The 15745-nt window shown below is 57.9% G+C and carries 13 protein-coding genes; 6 read left to right on the top strand and 7 right to left on the bottom strand.

The window, feature by feature from the left end; translation table 11 throughout:
* Positions 1-71 precede the first annotated feature (71 nt).
* Complete coding sequence (locus O2597_RS03910) at positions 72-1004, top strand: ArsR/SmtB family transcription factor (protein ID WP_269522884.1); 933 nt, start codon at positions 72-74, stop codon at positions 1002-1004.
* Between the two features lie 180 nt (positions 1005-1184).
* Here the strand turns inward: O2597_RS03910 and O2597_RS03915 are convergent, their stop codons facing one another.
* A complete protein-coding gene (locus O2597_RS03915) occupies positions 1185-2063 on the bottom strand; it encodes a LysR family transcriptional regulator (protein WP_269522885.1) in 879 nt (292 codons plus the stop codon).
* A gap of 78 nt (positions 2064-2141) precedes the next feature.
* On the opposite strand from O2597_RS03915, the gene O2597_RS03920 reads away from it, so the two are divergent.
* Both O2597_RS03920 and O2597_RS03925 read left to right on the top strand, forming a co-directional pair.
* On the top strand, positions 2142-2552 hold the full coding sequence (locus tag O2597_RS03920) for a CidA/LrgA family protein (protein WP_269522886.1): 411 nt from the start codon (positions 2142-2144) through the stop codon (positions 2550-2552).
* The gene (locus O2597_RS03925) at positions 2536-3225 is read left to right on the top strand and encodes an LrgB family protein (RefSeq protein ID WP_269522887.1); all 690 of its coding nucleotides are present in this window, start codon (positions 2536-2538) and stop codon (positions 3223-3225) included. The genes O2597_RS03920 and O2597_RS03925 overlap by 17 nt, the downstream gene beginning before the upstream one ends.
* Before the next feature lie 105 nt (positions 3226-3330).
* Here the strand turns inward: O2597_RS03925 and O2597_RS03930 are convergent, their stop codons facing one another.
* Complete coding sequence (locus O2597_RS03930) at positions 3331-4902, bottom strand: coiled-coil domain-containing protein (RefSeq protein WP_269522888.1); 1572 nt, start codon at positions 4900-4902, stop codon at positions 3331-3333.
* Between the two features lie 97 nt (positions 4903-4999).
* Entirely contained in the window at positions 5000-6721 is a 1722-nt protein-coding gene (locus O2597_RS03935; protein WP_269522889.1) for a hypothetical protein, read from the bottom strand.
* Between the two features lie 102 nt (positions 6722-6823).
* Between O2597_RS03935 and O2597_RS03940 the strand changes: the two genes are divergently transcribed.
* Positions 6824-7564 (top strand): class I SAM-dependent methyltransferase, encoded by a 741-nt coding sequence (locus tag O2597_RS03940; RefSeq protein ID WP_269522890.1) that lies wholly within the window; start codon positions 6824-6826, stop codon positions 7562-7564.
* Positions 7565-7603: 39 nt separating this feature from the next.
* Here O2597_RS03940 and O2597_RS03945 read toward each other — a convergent pair whose 3' ends face one another.
* Entirely contained in the window at positions 7604-9100 is a 1497-nt protein-coding gene (locus O2597_RS03945) for a sensor histidine kinase (RefSeq protein WP_269522891.1), read from the bottom strand.
* A gap of 11 nt (positions 9101-9111) precedes the next feature.
* Complete coding sequence (locus O2597_RS03950) at positions 9112-9768, bottom strand: response regulator transcription factor (protein WP_269522892.1); 657 nt, start codon at positions 9766-9768, stop codon at positions 9112-9114.
* A gap of 383 nt (positions 9769-10151) precedes the next feature.
* On the opposite strand from O2597_RS03950, the gene rpsA reads away from it, so the two are divergent.
* Positions 10152-11810, top strand: a complete 1659-nt coding sequence (rpsA, locus tag O2597_RS03955; RefSeq protein ID WP_269522893.1) for a 30S ribosomal protein S1 — start codon at positions 10152-10154, stop codon at positions 11808-11810.
* An 874-nt stretch (positions 11811-12684) separates the two neighbouring features.
* On the opposite strand, the gene O2597_RS03960 is transcribed toward rpsA, so the two are convergent.
* Together O2597_RS03960 and O2597_RS03965 are read right to left on the bottom strand one after the other, a co-directional pair.
* On the bottom strand, positions 12685-13587 hold the full coding sequence (locus O2597_RS03960; protein WP_269522894.1) for a uracil-DNA glycosylase: 903 nt from the start codon (positions 13585-13587) through the stop codon (positions 12685-12687).
* 37 nt (positions 13588-13624) lie between these two features.
* On the bottom strand, positions 13625-14089 hold the full coding sequence (locus tag O2597_RS03965) for a hypothetical protein (protein WP_269522895.1): 465 nt from the start codon (positions 14087-14089) through the stop codon (positions 13625-13627).
* A gap of 375 nt (positions 14090-14464) precedes the next feature.
* Here O2597_RS03965 and O2597_RS03970 point away from each other — a divergent pair, with 375 nt between their 5' ends.
* The gene (locus O2597_RS03970; protein ID WP_269522896.1) at positions 14465-15739 is read left to right on the top strand and encodes a hypothetical protein; all 1275 of its coding nucleotides are present in this window, start codon (positions 14465-14467) and stop codon (positions 15737-15739) included.
* Positions 15740-15745 lie beyond the last annotated feature (6 nt).

The following is a 15745-nucleotide window of genomic DNA, read 5'->3' on the forward strand; positions in this document are numbered from 1 at the left end:
GAGGAATCTTGGGAACATTCGGCAGATACTTGCCCCAAGCGGGCAGCGTGTTTTTACCTTTTAAGCGAGATATGGCCGATTCCTGGGAAATTTTGAAGCTGCTGGCGGACTCCACCCGAGTGCGCATTCTTTCGCTTTTGGCCAAGGAGGAGTTGTCGGTGGCCGAGCTACAGGAAGTTCTGGATATGGGGCAGTCTCGGATTTCCTCTCACCTGGGGCTGCTGCGCCAGGGCGAGCTGGTCCATGACCGGCGGGAAGGAAAGAAGACCTATTATGCCTTGAACGGGGGGAGCAACGCGAACGAGGCGGCCCTCATGCAGGCGGCCTGCAGGGCGGTGGAGGATAGTCCGCAGATCGCGGAAGATACCGCCAACCTGAAGCGCGTGCTGGAAAAGCGGAAGCGCAAGGCGGAGGAGTATTTCAACTCGGTGGCCGGTCGCCTGGGCAAGAATTACTGTCCGGGACGGAGCTGGGAGGCGATTGGGCACTTTTTGCTGCACCTGACGCCCAAGATCCGGATTGCCGATCTGGGCGCGGGCGAAGGCCTGGTTTCGCAGCTCTTGGCCCGTCGGGCCGAGCAGGTGGTCTGTGTGGACAATTCCCCTAAGATGATCGAGTTCGGCAGCGAGCTGGCGAAGAAGAACGGCTTTTCGAATTTGAGCTACAAGCTGGGCGATATCGAAGCGGTGCCTTTGAAGGACAAGAGCTTCGACCTGGCCCTGCTCAGCCAGGCACTGCACCATGCCTCACATCCGCAGAAGGCGGTCGACGAGGCCTACCGTATCCTCAAGCCCGGCGGGCAGCTCATCATCATCGACCTGTTGGAGCACCATTTTGAAAAGGCCCATGAGTTGTATGCCGATGTCTGGCTCGGATTTTCGGAAAACAAGCTTTACCAGTTCATGAAGGACGCCGGATTTCGTCAGATCGAAGTCAATGTGGTGGCCCGCGAGGAAGCCGAGCCGAACTTCGAGACCGTGCTGGCCTGCGGTGTTAAGGGGTGAAGCCCTTCGACAGGCTCAGGGCAGGCGGGATACGGGATTCGGGATACGTGATATGGGGGCAGTGGATCTGCGTTCAGGGATCTTGCCGTGCATAAAAGCTGGTGTCGATGACATCGGGCAAGGTGGAGGCGCGGAAGCGCATCCCTCCAGTACCCTGGAGTTTATCAATGAGCTGCGTACTTACTGGCGTGACTTGCGGACGAGTTCGAGCCAGCGGGAAGCGGCGGGGGAGAGGGGGATCCCTCGGCGCCACATGAGTCCGAGCCGCCAGCGCAGGTCTTTCTCGTCGATCCGAGCGGTGGCGATGGAGAGCTTGCCACGGGCTTCCACTTCGAGCCGGGGGAGCAGGGAGATCCCGAGACCGGCGGAGACGAGGGCGATAATGAAATCGGCATGGGCGCCACGTGCGGCGACGTTGAGTTCGATCTGCCGTTTGCGGCAGGCTTTGGCGAGGATCGTATTCAGGACAAAGCCGCGTTCGAAGAGAATGAAGGGGCTGCTGGCCAGTTCCTTGAACTTGACTTGTTCGCGGCCGGCGAGGGGATGGTTGTTCGGAAGCAGGGCGACCAAGGGCTCATCGATGACCAGTTGCCATTCAAAGTCGGCCGGAACCGGGTCGAGGGTGGCGCCCATTTCGATCTCGCCCGAGCGGAGTAATCCTTCCAAGTGCTGGCTGCCTTGTTCGTGCAAGTCGACCTCGATCCCGGGATAGCGCTGACGGTAGGCGGCGACCAGCGGCGCGAAGAGTACGCTGCTCCCGAGGGCGGGCAGTCCCAGGCGCAGATGGCCGGTTTCCATGCCATGGAACTCCGCCAGTTCCGCCTGCAGGTATTCCCGTTCGGCCAGCATGGCGGTGGCGCGGCGCAAGACCATCTCGCCGGCATCTGTCAACTGGACGCCATCACTGAGACGGTTGAGCAGGCGTGAGCCGCATTCGAATTCCAGCTGGGAGAGCGCCTTGCTGATTGTCGGCTGGGTCGTGCCGAGGGCACGCGCCGCTGCGGAAAAGCCGCCGTGCCGCACGACTTCGACAAAACACTCCAAATGCCTCAACTCCATGTAATTCCAATTTGGAATATAAAGTATTCTGTCAATTCATTATCAGAATGAACGCGCTCTGTGCTATATTCCGGCGATATGGAATCGATCCCTGCCGATACCGACATTGCGACAAGACCTGCGCCTTCACACCAGCGCTGGATACAAGTGCTTGCCTTGATCCTGATCTGGTGTCTGGGGCAGCGATTCACGACCGCCCTGAATTGGCCGCTGCCGGGGAGCCTGATCGGCTTGGGCTTGCTTTGGTTCCTTCTGGACCGCGGACTCATTCCTGCCCGCTGGGTGGAAGCGGGGGCTGATGGCTTGCTCAACCATTTGATGCTTTTCTTTGTCCCGGCCATGCTCGCGCTGGTCGACCGTCCGGAATTGCTCAGCCTGCTCGGGGTCAAGTTGCTCATTACGGTGCTGTTGAGCACCTTGGCCGTCATGTGCGGGACGGCCTGCGTTGTGGAAGTCGGCTTCCGCCTGCGTCATGCCAGCGATTGCTAAAGCGGTCTTCTGGTGCCTGTGTACCCTGTTGGTGTACGCCGCCGCGCGCGGACTGCACCGTAAGTACGGGCGTTGGTGGAGTTCGCCCATGCTTGTGACCTGGGTTGGCTGCGGGGCGCTCATCCTTGCCTTTCATGCCTCCTACCACGACTACCTTCTGGGCACGCACTGGTTGGTCTGGCTGCTGGGGCCGGCAACGGTGGCCTTTGCCATTCCGATCCACCGGCATCGTGCGTTGATCCGGCGTCATTGGTTGCTGCTCTGCATCGGTGTTGTCGTTGGCAGCTTGATTGCGATTGCGACCTCTTGGGGGCTGGCTTCGGTCTTTCACCTGACGCCGGAACTGCGGGCCAGCCTTCTGCCGCGCTCGGTTACGACACCACTGGCGATGGAAGCCTCGTCACGACTGGGTGGCATTCCGGAACTGACCGCTGTATTCACCGCCTTGACGGGGCTCTTTGGGGCGGCGGTGGGCGAAACCCTACTGGGCTATTTGCCCATCCGCTCCACTTTCGCCAAGGGGGCGCTGTTCGGCATGGGCGCGCATGGTGCCGGGGTGGCCCGGGCCCGCGAGATGGGACAGGAGGAAGGTGTGGTGGCCAGTCTCATCATGATTCTGGCCGGTTTGCTCAACGTGATCGCGGCAGGCTGCCTGCAAGCGATGTTTCATTGAGTTGAAGGCCCGAGCGAACGTTAAGGGACATCCGGTGTTTCAATCCATACAAGGGCAACATCCGATCGGCCTGTCGCTGGACAGCCCGTGCCACGCCTTGCAGGCTTACTGAACGTCGGTCGGCAGTTTTTGGACGCGGGCTTCGAGGCGCTTGATTGTGGCCGCCGCTTCCGTGGGATTGAAATCCTTGCCGACATTGAGGACGGCACTGGCGAGGAAGGCATCGATCACGACGGCATGTGAGGTGTCGGTGAGGACGCCGATAAAGCGGCTGTTCTTGGTGAATGCAAGGTCGCCCCGGGAGGAGGCGAAGTCCGCCAGAAGCTCGCCCAGCGCGGGGCGGTCCATCTTGAGGAATTTCTCGCTGCTGGTCAGGCGTCGAAAGCCGGTCCGGCCGAAGTTGCTTTCGTCATTCTTGATCAGGACGGCTTCCTCCCAGCGTTCCGGCTGCATGGCCAACTGGAAGATTTCCAAGCCGCTGGCGCTGACATAGGTCTCGGGCAGGGGAATGAAAATCAGGCGCGGGTCGGTGCTGAAGAATCCGATCTGGCGGACGGGGAACTTGCGCCCGGCAAGATCGATTTCCACATCGGCGGCAATCACGCTACCGGCCGGTTTGGAAAAAGAGAAGGGTGTGTCGGCCGAGTGGGTGACGAGGTAGGTGCCCTGCGTATCCGCGACAAGGATACTTTTGCTTTCGTAGCTGCGCTGGGTTTGCCCGCCGAAGAGTGTCTTTTCGTTGGAGGTGAAGCGGATCGTGCCCCGGTTCTTTTGGAAACGGGTGAAGATCTCGCTCATGGTTTGCGGACGGGACTCTACAATTTCCTTTTTGATGTCCTCCGAGGTTTGGGTCAGAGTGCTGACGCCTTCGCCCAGTTGGGAGACGTTCTGACCGAGAGTGGACACATTTTCGCCGAGGCGCTCCGCGCGGGCGTTGGCCTGCGCGCGCTCCTCGCGCAACTGTGTCTTTTCCTGCTCGGCGCGGCTCAGGTTGTCATTGAGCAACTTCTGTTCGGCCATGGCGACTTCCAGTTGGCGGTTCAACTGCTCGCGTTCGCTGGCCAGTCGGGACTTCTCCGCTTCCGCTGCCTTCAGCGCGGCTTCCTTTTCGGCGAGGGCAATCTCCCGGGCGGCCAGTTCCTCCTCGGTCTTGGTCAAGCGTTCACGGGTTAGGGAGCTTTCCGATTTCAGCTGGCCGAGTGTTTGGACGATTTCGACTTTTTCGGCGGTCGCCGACTCGAGGCGTGTACGGGTGCTTTCATACTTCTGGGCCAGTTCCGTGCGTTCCGCATCAATGGCGGCCTTTTCCTCGGCCATGCGTGTCTGTTCCGCTTCCAGTTCCGCCTTGGTCTGTGCCAGGTTCTGTGCTTCGCTGGATTTGGCCTCCAGGGCCTCCTTGGTTTCATTCAGGGCCTGTTCCCTCGCTTCCAGTACGCGTGTCTGGTTCTGCAGCGACTCGCGGGCGGCATTGAGATCTTGACTCAGGTTGGAGCGGGACTCCTGTTCCGACTGAAGCGATTCTTCCAGTAGCTCGATCAGCTCCGCTTCGGTCGTGGCGGAAGAGGCGGTGGCATTGAGAGTGGCTTCCGGTGGCTCTTCGGGCGGGTCAAAGCGTGCCAAGGCCAGCATGCTCAAAAGCAGGAAGTCACAGATGACGAGCATCAGGGTCTTGTTCATTTTTCAGAGTGGGAAGGTTGTAAGTGGGAAGGTTTGAAGGCTGGAAGGTGGCTGAGGAAAGTTGTCTGCGGACTTTTTTTCTACCTTCAGACTCCAACTAAAGCTCGATATCCTTCATCAGGGCGGCGGGGGCTGGAGAAGTGCCGAGGCCCGATTCCATGATGAGTTTGCGACGGTAGGGACGCAGGTTCATGACTTTCAGCATGGCGGTGAAGAGAATGCCGAAAAGTGTGGAGGCATAGGCGGCCATAAGGCTGGCTTGGACGATGCCGACTGCGACCAGGATGAGTGACAGCACGGTGCCGCCGAGACCGACATAGAGCCCGAAGTCGAAGAGGTTTTCTTCATTTTCGAGGAGCTTGAGCTTGATCTCGGGGTTGAGCTTTTTCTTGGCGATCTCACGCAGCTTGATCAGGCAGAAGCAGTAGATGACCAGCTGCAGGATGAAGAAGAGCGCGAGGACGAGGAGGGTGACTTGATTGAGTTCTTGCATGATACGGACTGGAGATTGGATGGAATCGAGGGTGAAGGTGCCGGCGAATTCGATGCGCGGGGACTGCTCGCTTTCGTCGACTTTGGATTTCAGGACGTCCGGTTCGACGAAGGTCCAGACGACGAGGGCGAAGATCACGCCGAGAAAAGCGTCCCGCAGGATGACGGCTGGGTTCCCGTAGGAAACGGCTTCCTCCTTACGCTTGAAACTGGCCCGCCAGGCCGCACCCATGGAGAGAGAGAAGGCAAAGCCGGCGCAGAGCATGAATCCGAACTTGAGGAGCAGGCCGGTGCTGGCATCGGCGGCGGTCAGCGCGGTGAACCACTCCGGGCGATAGCGGGAAAGGAATTGCACGGCCGGTCCGGCTGTGCCGCGCGGCTTGAAAACCGGGTGGTCCTGTTCCAGCAGGTATTGGAGGGCATCCGGACCTTCCCGCATGCTGAACTGCAGGTCGTTCAAGGCGGTGCTTGGGTGGTTGACAATATAATCGAATACCGTGCCGGGCGTGCCGGCGAAGCGAAGTGCGGTGTAAAGAAGCGGGACCTGTTCGGGATAGGTGCGGAAGAGGCCGGCGATCTGGTTCCAGTCATCCAGGTTGTCGCTGATTTCGGCTAGGCTGACGAGGGAGCGGTAATCCAGTTGGCGGGCTACGGACAAGGTGGCGATGGCGAGCGCTTCGACCGAACGCACGGCAGCGGGGTTGCCGTCGGCGGCGGAACGGGCGAGTTGGCCGATGCTGCCGGCCATACGGGTCTGGAAATGGCCGCTGTCGATCAATTGGGCCAGTGTGAGGATGGCTGCGTCGTAGGGGGCGCCGGCGGCGTGGCTGGCGGGGTGCAATTGCAGCAGGCCGGGCATGTCCCGGACCTCAAGCAAGGCGGTGACATTGGCGTTCTTCGAGTTTTGCAGACGCTCCAGCAAGACGCTGCGTTCATTGCGGGCGAGGAGGAGTGAAAGGACGCCGTTACCCGGTGAGCTGTAGGCGCGGTCCCGCTGCACCCAGTGGAGAAAGGCTTCGAAGTCGCTGTCGGGGCCGCCGCTGATGGCGTAGCCAGGATTGAGATCGAGCAGTTCCAGCTCACGTACCTCAAGTGCCTGCAGGAGGGAGGACTGCGGGTCGAGGGCTTCGGCCATGCGTTTGGCCGGTCCGATGTAGGCCGCATCGAGCTCCGCCTGGATGCTTTGTTCGGGCGAGAGGCCGCCGGACCCGACATAGGACAGGACATCCGGATCCAGCGTGCGCAAGTGCGCCGGCACCAGTAGTGCGCAAGCTGTGAGCAGCAGGGCCAGAATAAGGAGTGCTATTGTCTTGAATACCGAAATCATTCAGTGCGTTTTGTATATGTGCCTGAAGTTTCGACTCCTGACAAGGCGTAGATTGGATTGTTTCCAGTTTTACCTACGTCAGGAGCACAGCAGAAAGTGACAATGGAGAGAGAAACCGTATTAGCATACTTTGATTCGGACGTGGTGGTGGATCACTACGCGCTGGCGGCTGCGCGTGTAGGTCTCTGGGAGTCGGAAGAAAAGATCTTTACCCGCTTGTTTCAGCAGGCGGATTCTATCCTGGAGCTCGGTTGCGGGGCCGGACGGATTGCATTCGGCCTGCATGAACTGGGCTACCGGAACATACTGGCAACCGATTATTCGCGGCAGATGGTCAAGCAGGCCCGTCACATGGCTGAAGTGTTGGAGTATGCCATTCCCATGCAGGTGGCGGATGCCACGCGCTTGCCCTTTGAGGACAATCTTTTCGACGGTGCCATTTTCGGCTTCAACGGCCTGATGCAGATACCGAAGGCGGAGAACCGCGAGAAGGCGCTACGGGAGATTTTCCGTGTGATCCGTCCGGGAGCCTGGTTTGTCTTTACCTCGCATGACCGTGAAAACCCGAAGCACCGCAAATTCTGGGAGCAGGAAAAACTGCGCTGGCGGCGTTCGAAGCAGAAGGAGGCCTTGGATGACTTTGGGGACCGCTACGAGCCGACCGACATGGGGGAACTTTACATCCATGTGCCGACCATCCGGGAAATGGAAAAGGTCCTGAAAGGGGTGGGTTTCCGGATCGAGGCCAACGCAATGCGTTCGGCCGTAGCCAATGAAAGTCCCCGGGTTCGCGAGTTTTCGGACGATTGTCGCTTCTGGGTGGTGCAGAAGCCGGAGGTCTAACATCGCTCCGGGTATGACAAAGCTGCTGTAAGCGACGACCTAGACGAGGTCCTTGACGACCGGCAGTTCGATCCGGAAGCAGGTGCCCTTGCCGACTTCGCTCTCAACCTGGATCCGTCCTTCGTTGGCTTTGACGATGGTTTGGGTGATGGCCAGACCGAGGCCTGCGCCGCCGGTGTGGGTGTTGCGGGCATCGTCCGTCCGGTAGAAGCGGTCGAATATGTAGGGCAGTTTGTCGGCCTGGATGCCGATGCCGCTGTCGCGGATTTCGATAACGGCCATATTATCGGTGATCCCGCAGCTTAAATCGATTCGGCCTTTTTCGGGGGTGTAGCGGGCGGCGTTGTTCAGGAGGTTGATGACCGCCTGCTTCATCCGCATTGGGTCGATTCGGACCAGCACACTTTGGAGGTCGGTACTCAGTACGATCTCCTTTTCATTGATCAGTGGTGCGATGAGCGACCGGATGCCGGCTAGGAAGTCTTCTAGGTCGATGATGTCGCTGACCAGTACTTCCGCCTTTTCGTCGAAGTCGGCCAGTTCGCGCAGGCCTTCGATCAGTTCCCGCATGTGCTGGGCCGATTCGTGGCAGATTTCGATGGTTTCACGGTAGCGTTCGGGCGAGCGCTCCCGTTTGAGCGAATACTGGCAATCGGCGAGTATGGCTGCGACGGGAGTGCGCAGTTCATGGGAAGCATCGGAGGTAAATTGTATTTGCCGTTGGAGCGCACTGGCCAGACGGGCAAAGGTTCGGTTGAGGATGTCGGCCAACTGACCGAGTTCAGAGCGTACGTTGCGGGTATCAATCCGGTCCTCGAAATCTCCGGCTGCAATGCGTTCGGAGGTCTGGCTGATTTGACGAATTGGCAGCAGGCCACGACGGATAATCCAGAAGCCGATGGTCGAGGTGAGGATGAGGATGGCCAGGGAGATGAGGCAGGCACGGAGGAGCAGGCGGTTGACTTCGGCTGCGACTGCCTTGCTGGACTTGCCGATCACCATGATGCCGTGTGGGCCGATGTGATGCACGAGATAGTGCTGTCGGCCGTTGGTGATGTAGGTCCAAGGTGTGTTGGCTTCGATCTGTCCACGCAGAGTCTCGATTGGCAGGAGTTCGTCGGGGAAGTTGTCGGTTTTCGCGATGTAGTCGTCCTGATCGCGCGCGACAAAAAGGTATTGTTCGTCGGCCACCAACTCGGCGATCCGTCTTTCATAAGGCTTGGATGTCGTGTCGGGCGGGCGCAGGTTGGCCAAGTTCGGGCCCATTCCCTGCGGACGCAACCTTGGCTGAGGGATGGCAACTCGATTCGCCCCGCTATTCACCGTGCTTCCAGGCCGCGCGTAAGCATCGTTGGGCGAAAAGAAGAAGGGAATAATGCCGATCATGCTCTGCTGGAGTCGCAGTTCGGTGATGCGGTCGTGTTCACGCTTTTGGAAGGTATAGAAGGCCACGACAAGCACACAGAGGGATAGGGCGATGAGCCCTGTGTAATAGGCGAAGATACGCCATTGGATACTGTGCCAGAAGCGGAACAAGTTTCTGAGGGTCAGGCAACCAGCATGTAGCCCATGCCGCGGCGGGTTTGCAGGTGGTCTTTGCCGAACTTCTGGCGAAGTTTGTAGATGTACACGTCGAGCATGTTGGACATGGTCTCGTCGCGTTCGTCAAAGAGGTGCTCGTAGAGGTATTCGCGGGTGACCAACTCGTTCTGCTTCATCATGAGGATTTCCATCAGGGCGTACTCCCGTGCGGTGAGCATGACGAGCGCGCCCTTAAAAAAAACGGTGCGGGTAGCGGTATTGAGCTGGATCGGCCCGACATTGAGCACCGGATTGGGGCTCCCGCCGGAGCGCCGCAGGGCGGCCCGGATGCGGGCAGTGAGCTCGTCCATCTCGAACGGTTTGACCATGTAGTCGTCCGCCCCGCAGTTGAGGCCTTTCACGCGGTCTTTGAGTTGGTCGCGCGCGGTGAGCATGATGACCGGCAGATCCTGACCCGCCTGCCGGAGACGCTGGATCAATTCCCATCCGTCCAGTTTGGGCAACATGACATCAAGAACGATGAGATCGTAGTCCCAGTTGAGTGCCTTGTAGAGGCCTTCCTCCCCGTCGTCGGCGGCATCAGCGGCAAAGCCATCGTCACGGATATAGTCGAGCAGGGATTTCCGGAGCCGGTCGTTATCTTCGATGATCAGGATTTTCATGTTGGGGGAACTTTAGCATCCCCAATCTGAATCCTAGATGAATTTTTGAAAGGATTTTGTTTGGGTGGTGCTCGCAGTCGGATCAGAGGTTTGTCATGAAAGTGCGATCATGCAGCTCGGATCGAAGGGAATCGATCCCTACCCAAAGACATCAGTAGGTAGGGGGCGATATCCGTTGCACCGTTTCGGGGGATACGGTGATTTCAGATCCACTGAGCCTAAGCCTTTTCACCCATTTTAAGCTTGCCGAAGGGGCTTGGAGGCCTACTTTCACGCGCTCCTTAGCGTCGGTCGGGACCGGCGGTCCTGCAATTCCTGCAGGATGAAATTCCGAAAACAAGAACCATAAACCAAGTCTGCGCCATGGCGCAGCAAACCGAAAAATGAGCCAGTTAATGGAAGAGCTGTTGAAAGACAGCACCGTAGATAAGCTCGAAGAAGGGTCCATCATCAAGGGCACCATCATCGAGATTCGCCCCACCGAAGTGATCGTAGATATCGGTGGTAAATCCGAAGGGATCGTTCCTGCCCACGAATTCGTGGATCCCAGTGAGTTGCAGGTCGGTTCCGAAATCGAAGTCTTTCTCGAAAAGCTCGAAGACAGGGAAGGTAACCCGGTTATCTCCTTCGACAAGGCCGAGCAAAAGAAGAATTGGGAAAAGATCGTCGAAAACTGCGAAGAAGGTTCTGTGGTACAGGGCCGCGTTCGTTCCAAGGTTAAGGGTGGCCTGATCGTAAGCATTGGTGTGGACTCCTTCATGCCGGCTTCGCAAATCGACATCCAACCGCCGAAGAACCTGGACCAGTACGTGGGCCAGACCTACGACTTCAAGGTGATCAAGATCAATACCGATCGCAAGAACATCGTCGTTTCCCGCCGCGAGTTGATCGAAGAGCAGCGCATGGACAAGCGCCGCAAGCTGCTTGAAGAAGTCAAGCCGGGTGACAAGCGCCGTGGCCAGGTCAAGAACATCACCGATTACGGTGCTTTCGTGGACCTCGACGGTCTCGACGGCCTGCTGCACATCACCGACATGTCTTGGGGCCGTATCCAGCACCCGAGCGAGATGGTGAAGCAAGGCGAGGAAATCGAGGTCATGATCATCGAGATCGACCGCGAGCGCGAGCGTGTTTCCCTTGGCCTGAAGCAACTGGCCGACAATCCGTGGGAACGCATCGAGGAGAAGTACCCGATCGGCAGCACGGTTGCCGGCAAGGTGGTCAACCTCGTGCCTTACGGTGCCTTCATCGAAATCGAAGAAGGTGTGGAAGGTCTTGTGCACGTCACCGAGCTGTCCTGGACCAAGCGTATCTCCAAGCCGAGCGAAGTGCTTCGTATTGGCGACGAGATCGAAGCCGTGGTTCTGGGTATCCAGAAGGAAGAACAAAAGATCTCCCTCGGTACCCGCCAACTCGAAACCAATCCTTGGGAAATGGCCCGCCACAACTACCCGGTTGGGGCACGCGTCCGCGGCCAAGTCCGCAACCTCACCACTTACGGTGCTTTCGTCGAGCTCGAAGAAGGTATCGACGGTATGGTGCACGTTTCCGACATGTCTTGGACCCGCAAGGTCAACCATCCGAGCGAAGTGGTCAAGAAGGGCGACGAAGTCGACGCCATCGTTCTGGATGTCGATGCCGATGCACAGCGCATCTCGCTCGGCATGAAGCAACTGTCGAACGATCCGTGGGACGAAATCGAAACCCACTTCAAGATCGGCGACATGGTCAAGGGCAAGGTCTCCAAAATCACCAGCTACGGCGCTTTCGTCGAACTGGAGAACGATATCGACGGCCTGGTCCACATCTCGCAAATCAGCGAAGACCGTGTGGAGAAGATCAAGGACGTGCTCAACCAAGGCGACGAGGTCACCGCTCGTGTGATCAAGATCGACAAGGACGAGCGCCGCATTGGCCTCTCTATCAAGGCTGCCAACTACAGCGAGGCCGAACTCGCCAAGGAACGCCAAGCCTTCGAGAACATCACCGGCGACGAAGATCTTACCAACCTGGGCGACCTCCTCGACGAGGCCACCAAGTAAGCACGATCTTTCCATCCTATCTTTTCAAAAGCCCTCCGGAAACGGGGGGCTTTTTTTTGGATCATCGTCACTTACCGGGTAGGGGCTTGTTGAAGTGGACGGATTCCATCGGGTCAGACTAGCGTATCGCTTATCCGTGAGCTCGAGTGATTCTATGGGTAGGCTTGATTGTGGACCCCTCCGTCTCCGCTCCGCGGATCCACCTCCCCTGCCTGCACCCGTCTTCGTCTAAGACTACGCCGAGCCATGGAGGAGGAGTTTATTGGGGCTCTGCGTGTGAGTTGACGTTAAAGCTCCTCCTCATGGTAAGGGGAGGCTTGTCACGGCGTATCAAAGAGACAACGGATGGCTGCGCCTGTCGCAGACGGAGGGGGCGGAGCATACGAGGACTCATATCCAATGCCACACTTTCCCGGAAATCGACGATGAACCAGAATAGCACGGACTGAATGAGGGGAATTGAATATTTGGGCCGATCGAGGCTTGGGGCTGTAGTGGCTGCTTTAGCTGCCATATTACGTCCTGCAGGTGCGTCGACTTGCTGGCGACTGAAGTCGCCACTACGGATCATTGCCTTAAGTCCGTGCCATTCACGATGAACCTTTTTTTGCATCGTCATTTTCAGGGAATGCCTCTTGAAAATGAGGGGAATTCTGCAAACCACAGGTGCGCACAGCGGGCGCCCGCGAAGGTATCCGTCTTATTTCGCAGAATGATTTTGAAACAGCCTCCAAGCGGGCACGCCACGCCGTAGGAACGGAGGCGGGAGACACCACACCAGCAGCGTTGCTAGAAAATCATTCTGCCTCACCCACACGCCACACGGTTGTAGGAATTATCCTGTCAGTCATCATTCTGTTCGCAGACTCCGGCCTCAGCTCTTTGGCAGGAAAAAGCCGCGCTGTTTGTCGGAAATGGGCAGGCCGGTTTTTTCCATTACCTGCAGCAAGTCTTCCCAGACCTGGCGCTTGGTCTTCAAGGTGTTGTTGCGCAGCAGGTAGGAGGGGTGAAAGGTGATCATCATGGGGATGTCGTTGAAGTCGTGCCAAGTCCCCCGGATGTTGCCCATGCGCCGGTTGGGATCCGGACCCAAGAGGCCGGAGACAGCGGTGTTGCCCAGTGCGACAATGACCTTGGGTTGGACGATATCGATTTGTGCCCGCAGGTAGGGCAGGCAAAAATTCATTTCCTCGATTGTGGGCGGGCGGTTGCCGTAGGGTTTGTCGTGTTCCGGACGCCATTTCAGGATATTTGCGATATAGACCTCCTCGCGCTGCAGTCCCATGGCCTGAATAATCTTGGTCAGTAGCTGACCGGCTTTGCCGACAAAAGGTTCTCCCTCGATTTCCTCGTCCGCTCCGGGGGCTTCGCCACAGAAGAAGATGTCGGCATCGACCTTGCCGACGCCGAAAACAATCTTGCCCTGCTTGCTGAGGTGCTCCTTGCAGACCGGGCAATTCATAACCAGGGATTCCAATGCCTGCATGCGGGTGGTGGCATCTCCGTCCGGGAGTTCGACCTGTGCCGGTGTTTCCGGAATCGGCTTGAACGGGGAGGCTTTCTTTTTGGGGGCCGCTTCGGCGGATTTGCCCGGCGGCGGGAGCTCTCCGAGGTCTGCCGCCGCTCCGGTTGCTGCTTCCGGTGTCGAGGGTGCTTCCGGCACACTGATGGCCGCAGGTTTCAAGGATGCCAGTGTCGTATCATCGACAAACACATGACTGACGCCATCGCGCTGCATGTGTTTGAGGGCTTCGTGCACGGCTTCCAATGCTTCCATGGCGCAAGGTTTGCCGAGGCGGGGGAGGGCGTCCAGTCTATTTGCTTAAGGATCGAAGCATTCGCCGCTTACGGATGAATTTCCAGCTTTCGGGCACGGCGATGAGGAGGAGGATGCCAAAGGCGAGAGCCAATAGGGAGCTGGGCAATTCCAGGAGAAAGAGGAAGCCCGCGAGCAGCCACCAGGCACAGGCAAACAGGCTTTTGTCGGTTTGACGAAATGAAAGTCCGTGTGCGCCGTAGCCGATACCAATCAGGGTGCCTGTCAGGGCGGGGAGCAGGTGGTGGGGGATGGCCGGGATGGCAAAGCCCGCCACGAGGGTGAGGACGATGCCGGCGAGAGTGGCCAGCCAGATCCCGGCTGCTGGCGGGAACCGTAGCCGGTCTGCCCCGCTTTCTTCCTTATTCAGTCCCAAAAACACCAAGGTGGCCACCGACGCCATGAGTAGGGTTAGGGTCCATATGTAGAGAATGGAGTTGATCGGCACTGCGTAGGTCTGCACGAGGAATTCCAAGGTGAGACACTTCGCAATGATGAGTGCCCACAGAATGATAACTAGGCGTTTCCACTGGTGCAAACTAGGTTGCGCTTGTCCGCCTGTGTACGTATCTGCCGATTGGCTTTGCATACTTTGAGTGTAAACCTATTCCTCCGTGACGCAATGCAAAACTTTCTCGTCTCCAAGGGCTTCCGAGGTGGAAATAAGTGCTATGCCCTAGGGTTTACTATTGTGAATTCCTATCGGGCTACGGTAATTTTCGCGCAGATCCATTCAAGAAAGTGTAAAAAGGGCGTGATTAGCTTTTTACAGCTTTACGCAAAAGTCGGATTAATTGATTGAATACAGCTAAGTTACCAACTGACATTGTTCTAAGGTATGTCTGAAAAAGCCACATTACTTACGAAGCTCCCTCCTGTTGCAAAGAAAACGGCACCGGATCCGGTCAAAGCGAGTTCCATCTCCACGACCAAATCCAGTAGCAGTCAGACTTTGCTGTCAGCCAAGAGTCCCAGCAGCGAGAGCAGCACCAAGCCCTCTCTCGTCAATGTCAGCAAAACCGCGTCGACTGCGGACACTGCAAAGGTCAGTTCCCAGGCGACGACGGTCGAACCGGCGTCCGAAAAGACGATCAGCGGTTTTCAGGTGGTTACCTACGCATCTTTTGTCCTGACGTTTATTCTGGCCGGCTTCGCGGCGGTGGTCTTGTTCCGGAAGGCTGCGAAGATCGCCGAGCAGCGCTTTATCATCAGTGCGAAGACCTTTGCGATTGGTGCTGCGATCATGGCCTTGCATGGCTTCTTCAATACTTTCCTCTATACCAATTACCTGCGTTCTACGGATGGAACCGCTCCGCTGGTGTTTTCGATGTTGGTTTGGATTCCGATGGGGGTCGCGATTGGGATTATCGTCAATCACCTGCTGACGCCCAAGGAGAAGCCTGAAATGGCGGCCATGATCTTTGACGGCTGTGCTTACAGTTTGATCTTTGGCTGTGCGATGCTCGGGTTTTCCACCGGGATCAAGCCGAATGCGGCCATTATTTTTTCCCTTTTGTCCTGCTTCCTTTTCATCGTGCCGGTGGCACGTTCCTTTACGACCTTCCGTACCGCGATGGTCCGTCATCCCGAATTGAAGGAAGTCTCGGACCAAGTACTGATCTACGGCCTTATTTTCATCCCCGCGATTTTTCCGATCCTTTCCTTCCTCCGAGTGTGTGGGGTGGGGCCGGATGGCCTGCAGTTCCTGGTGAACTTTGTGACCTTCGACTTTCTCCTTGTTGTTGGCCTGTCGATGCTAGCCTCTGCGGATGAGTTGGGTGCCGAAAGCGCCGCTGCCGAAAGCGCCGCTGCCGAAACCGAGGTGGCCGCTGAGCCGGTGGCTGCTGTTGAAGTTGCGCCGGAGCCGGTCGCTGTCGCGAAGGCCGAAGCCCCCAAGCCTGCCAAGCAGCAGGAGCGTGTGGTCGAATTCAGCACGAGCTCGGATGCGCCGGTCAAGAAGCTGCCGCCTCGTAAGCCCGGTCGCCTGAGCCCCGAAACCCGCCGTCCGGAGCCACCCCGCAAGCCCGGCAGCGTGAGCGATGCTGAAGAAGCAGCAGCTCCGAATGCACCGTCCCGCATCAAGGCACCTGCCAAGCCAAAGAAGCGTTTCTAACTCTCT

It is taken from the genome of Coraliomargarita parva (assembly GCF_027257905.1).
GTDB classification, from domain to species: Bacteria; Verrucomicrobiota; Verrucomicrobiia; order Opitutales; family Coraliomargaritaceae; genus Coraliomargarita_A; species Coraliomargarita_A parva.

Bases quoted from the DNA above. Each gene is read 5' to 3' on its own strand.
- O2597_RS03920 (WP_269522886.1), top strand. From the start codon at position 2,142: ATGGAATCGATCCCTGCCGATACCGACATTGCGACAAGACCTGCGCCT.
- O2597_RS03960 (WP_269522894.1), bottom strand. From the start codon at position 13,587: ATGGAAGCATTGGAAGCCGTGCACGAAGCCCTCAAACACATGCAGCGC.
- O2597_RS03940 (WP_269522890.1), top strand. From the start codon at position 6,824: ATGGAGAGAGAAACCGTATTAGCATACTTTGATTCGGACGTGGTGGTG.
- O2597_RS03935 (WP_269522889.1), bottom strand. From the start codon at position 6,721: ATGATTTCGGTATTCAAGACAATAGCACTCCTTATTCTGGCCCTGCTG.
- O2597_RS03915 (WP_269522885.1), bottom strand. From the start codon at position 2,063: ATGGAGTTGAGGCATTTGGAGTGTTTTGTCGAAGTCGTGCGGCACGGC.
- O2597_RS03930 (WP_269522888.1), bottom strand. From the start codon at position 4,902: ATGAACAAGACCCTGATGCTCGTCATCTGTGACTTCCTGCTTTTGAGC.
- O2597_RS03970 (WP_269522896.1), top strand. From the start codon at position 14,465: ATGTCTGAAAAAGCCACATTACTTACGAAGCTCCCTCCTGTTGCAAAG.
- O2597_RS03950 (WP_269522892.1), bottom strand. From the start codon at position 9,768: ATGAAAATCCTGATCATCGAAGATAACGACCGGCTCCGGAAATCCCTG.
- O2597_RS03910 (WP_269522884.1), top strand. From the start codon at position 72: ATGGCCGATTCCTGGGAAATTTTGAAGCTGCTGGCGGACTCCACCCGA.
- O2597_RS03925 (WP_269522887.1), top strand. From the start codon at position 2,536: ATGCCAGCGATTGCTAAAGCGGTCTTCTGGTGCCTGTGTACCCTGTTG.
- rpsA (WP_269522893.1), top strand. From the start codon at position 10,152: ATGAGCCAGTTAATGGAAGAGCTGTTGAAAGACAGCACCGTAGATAAG.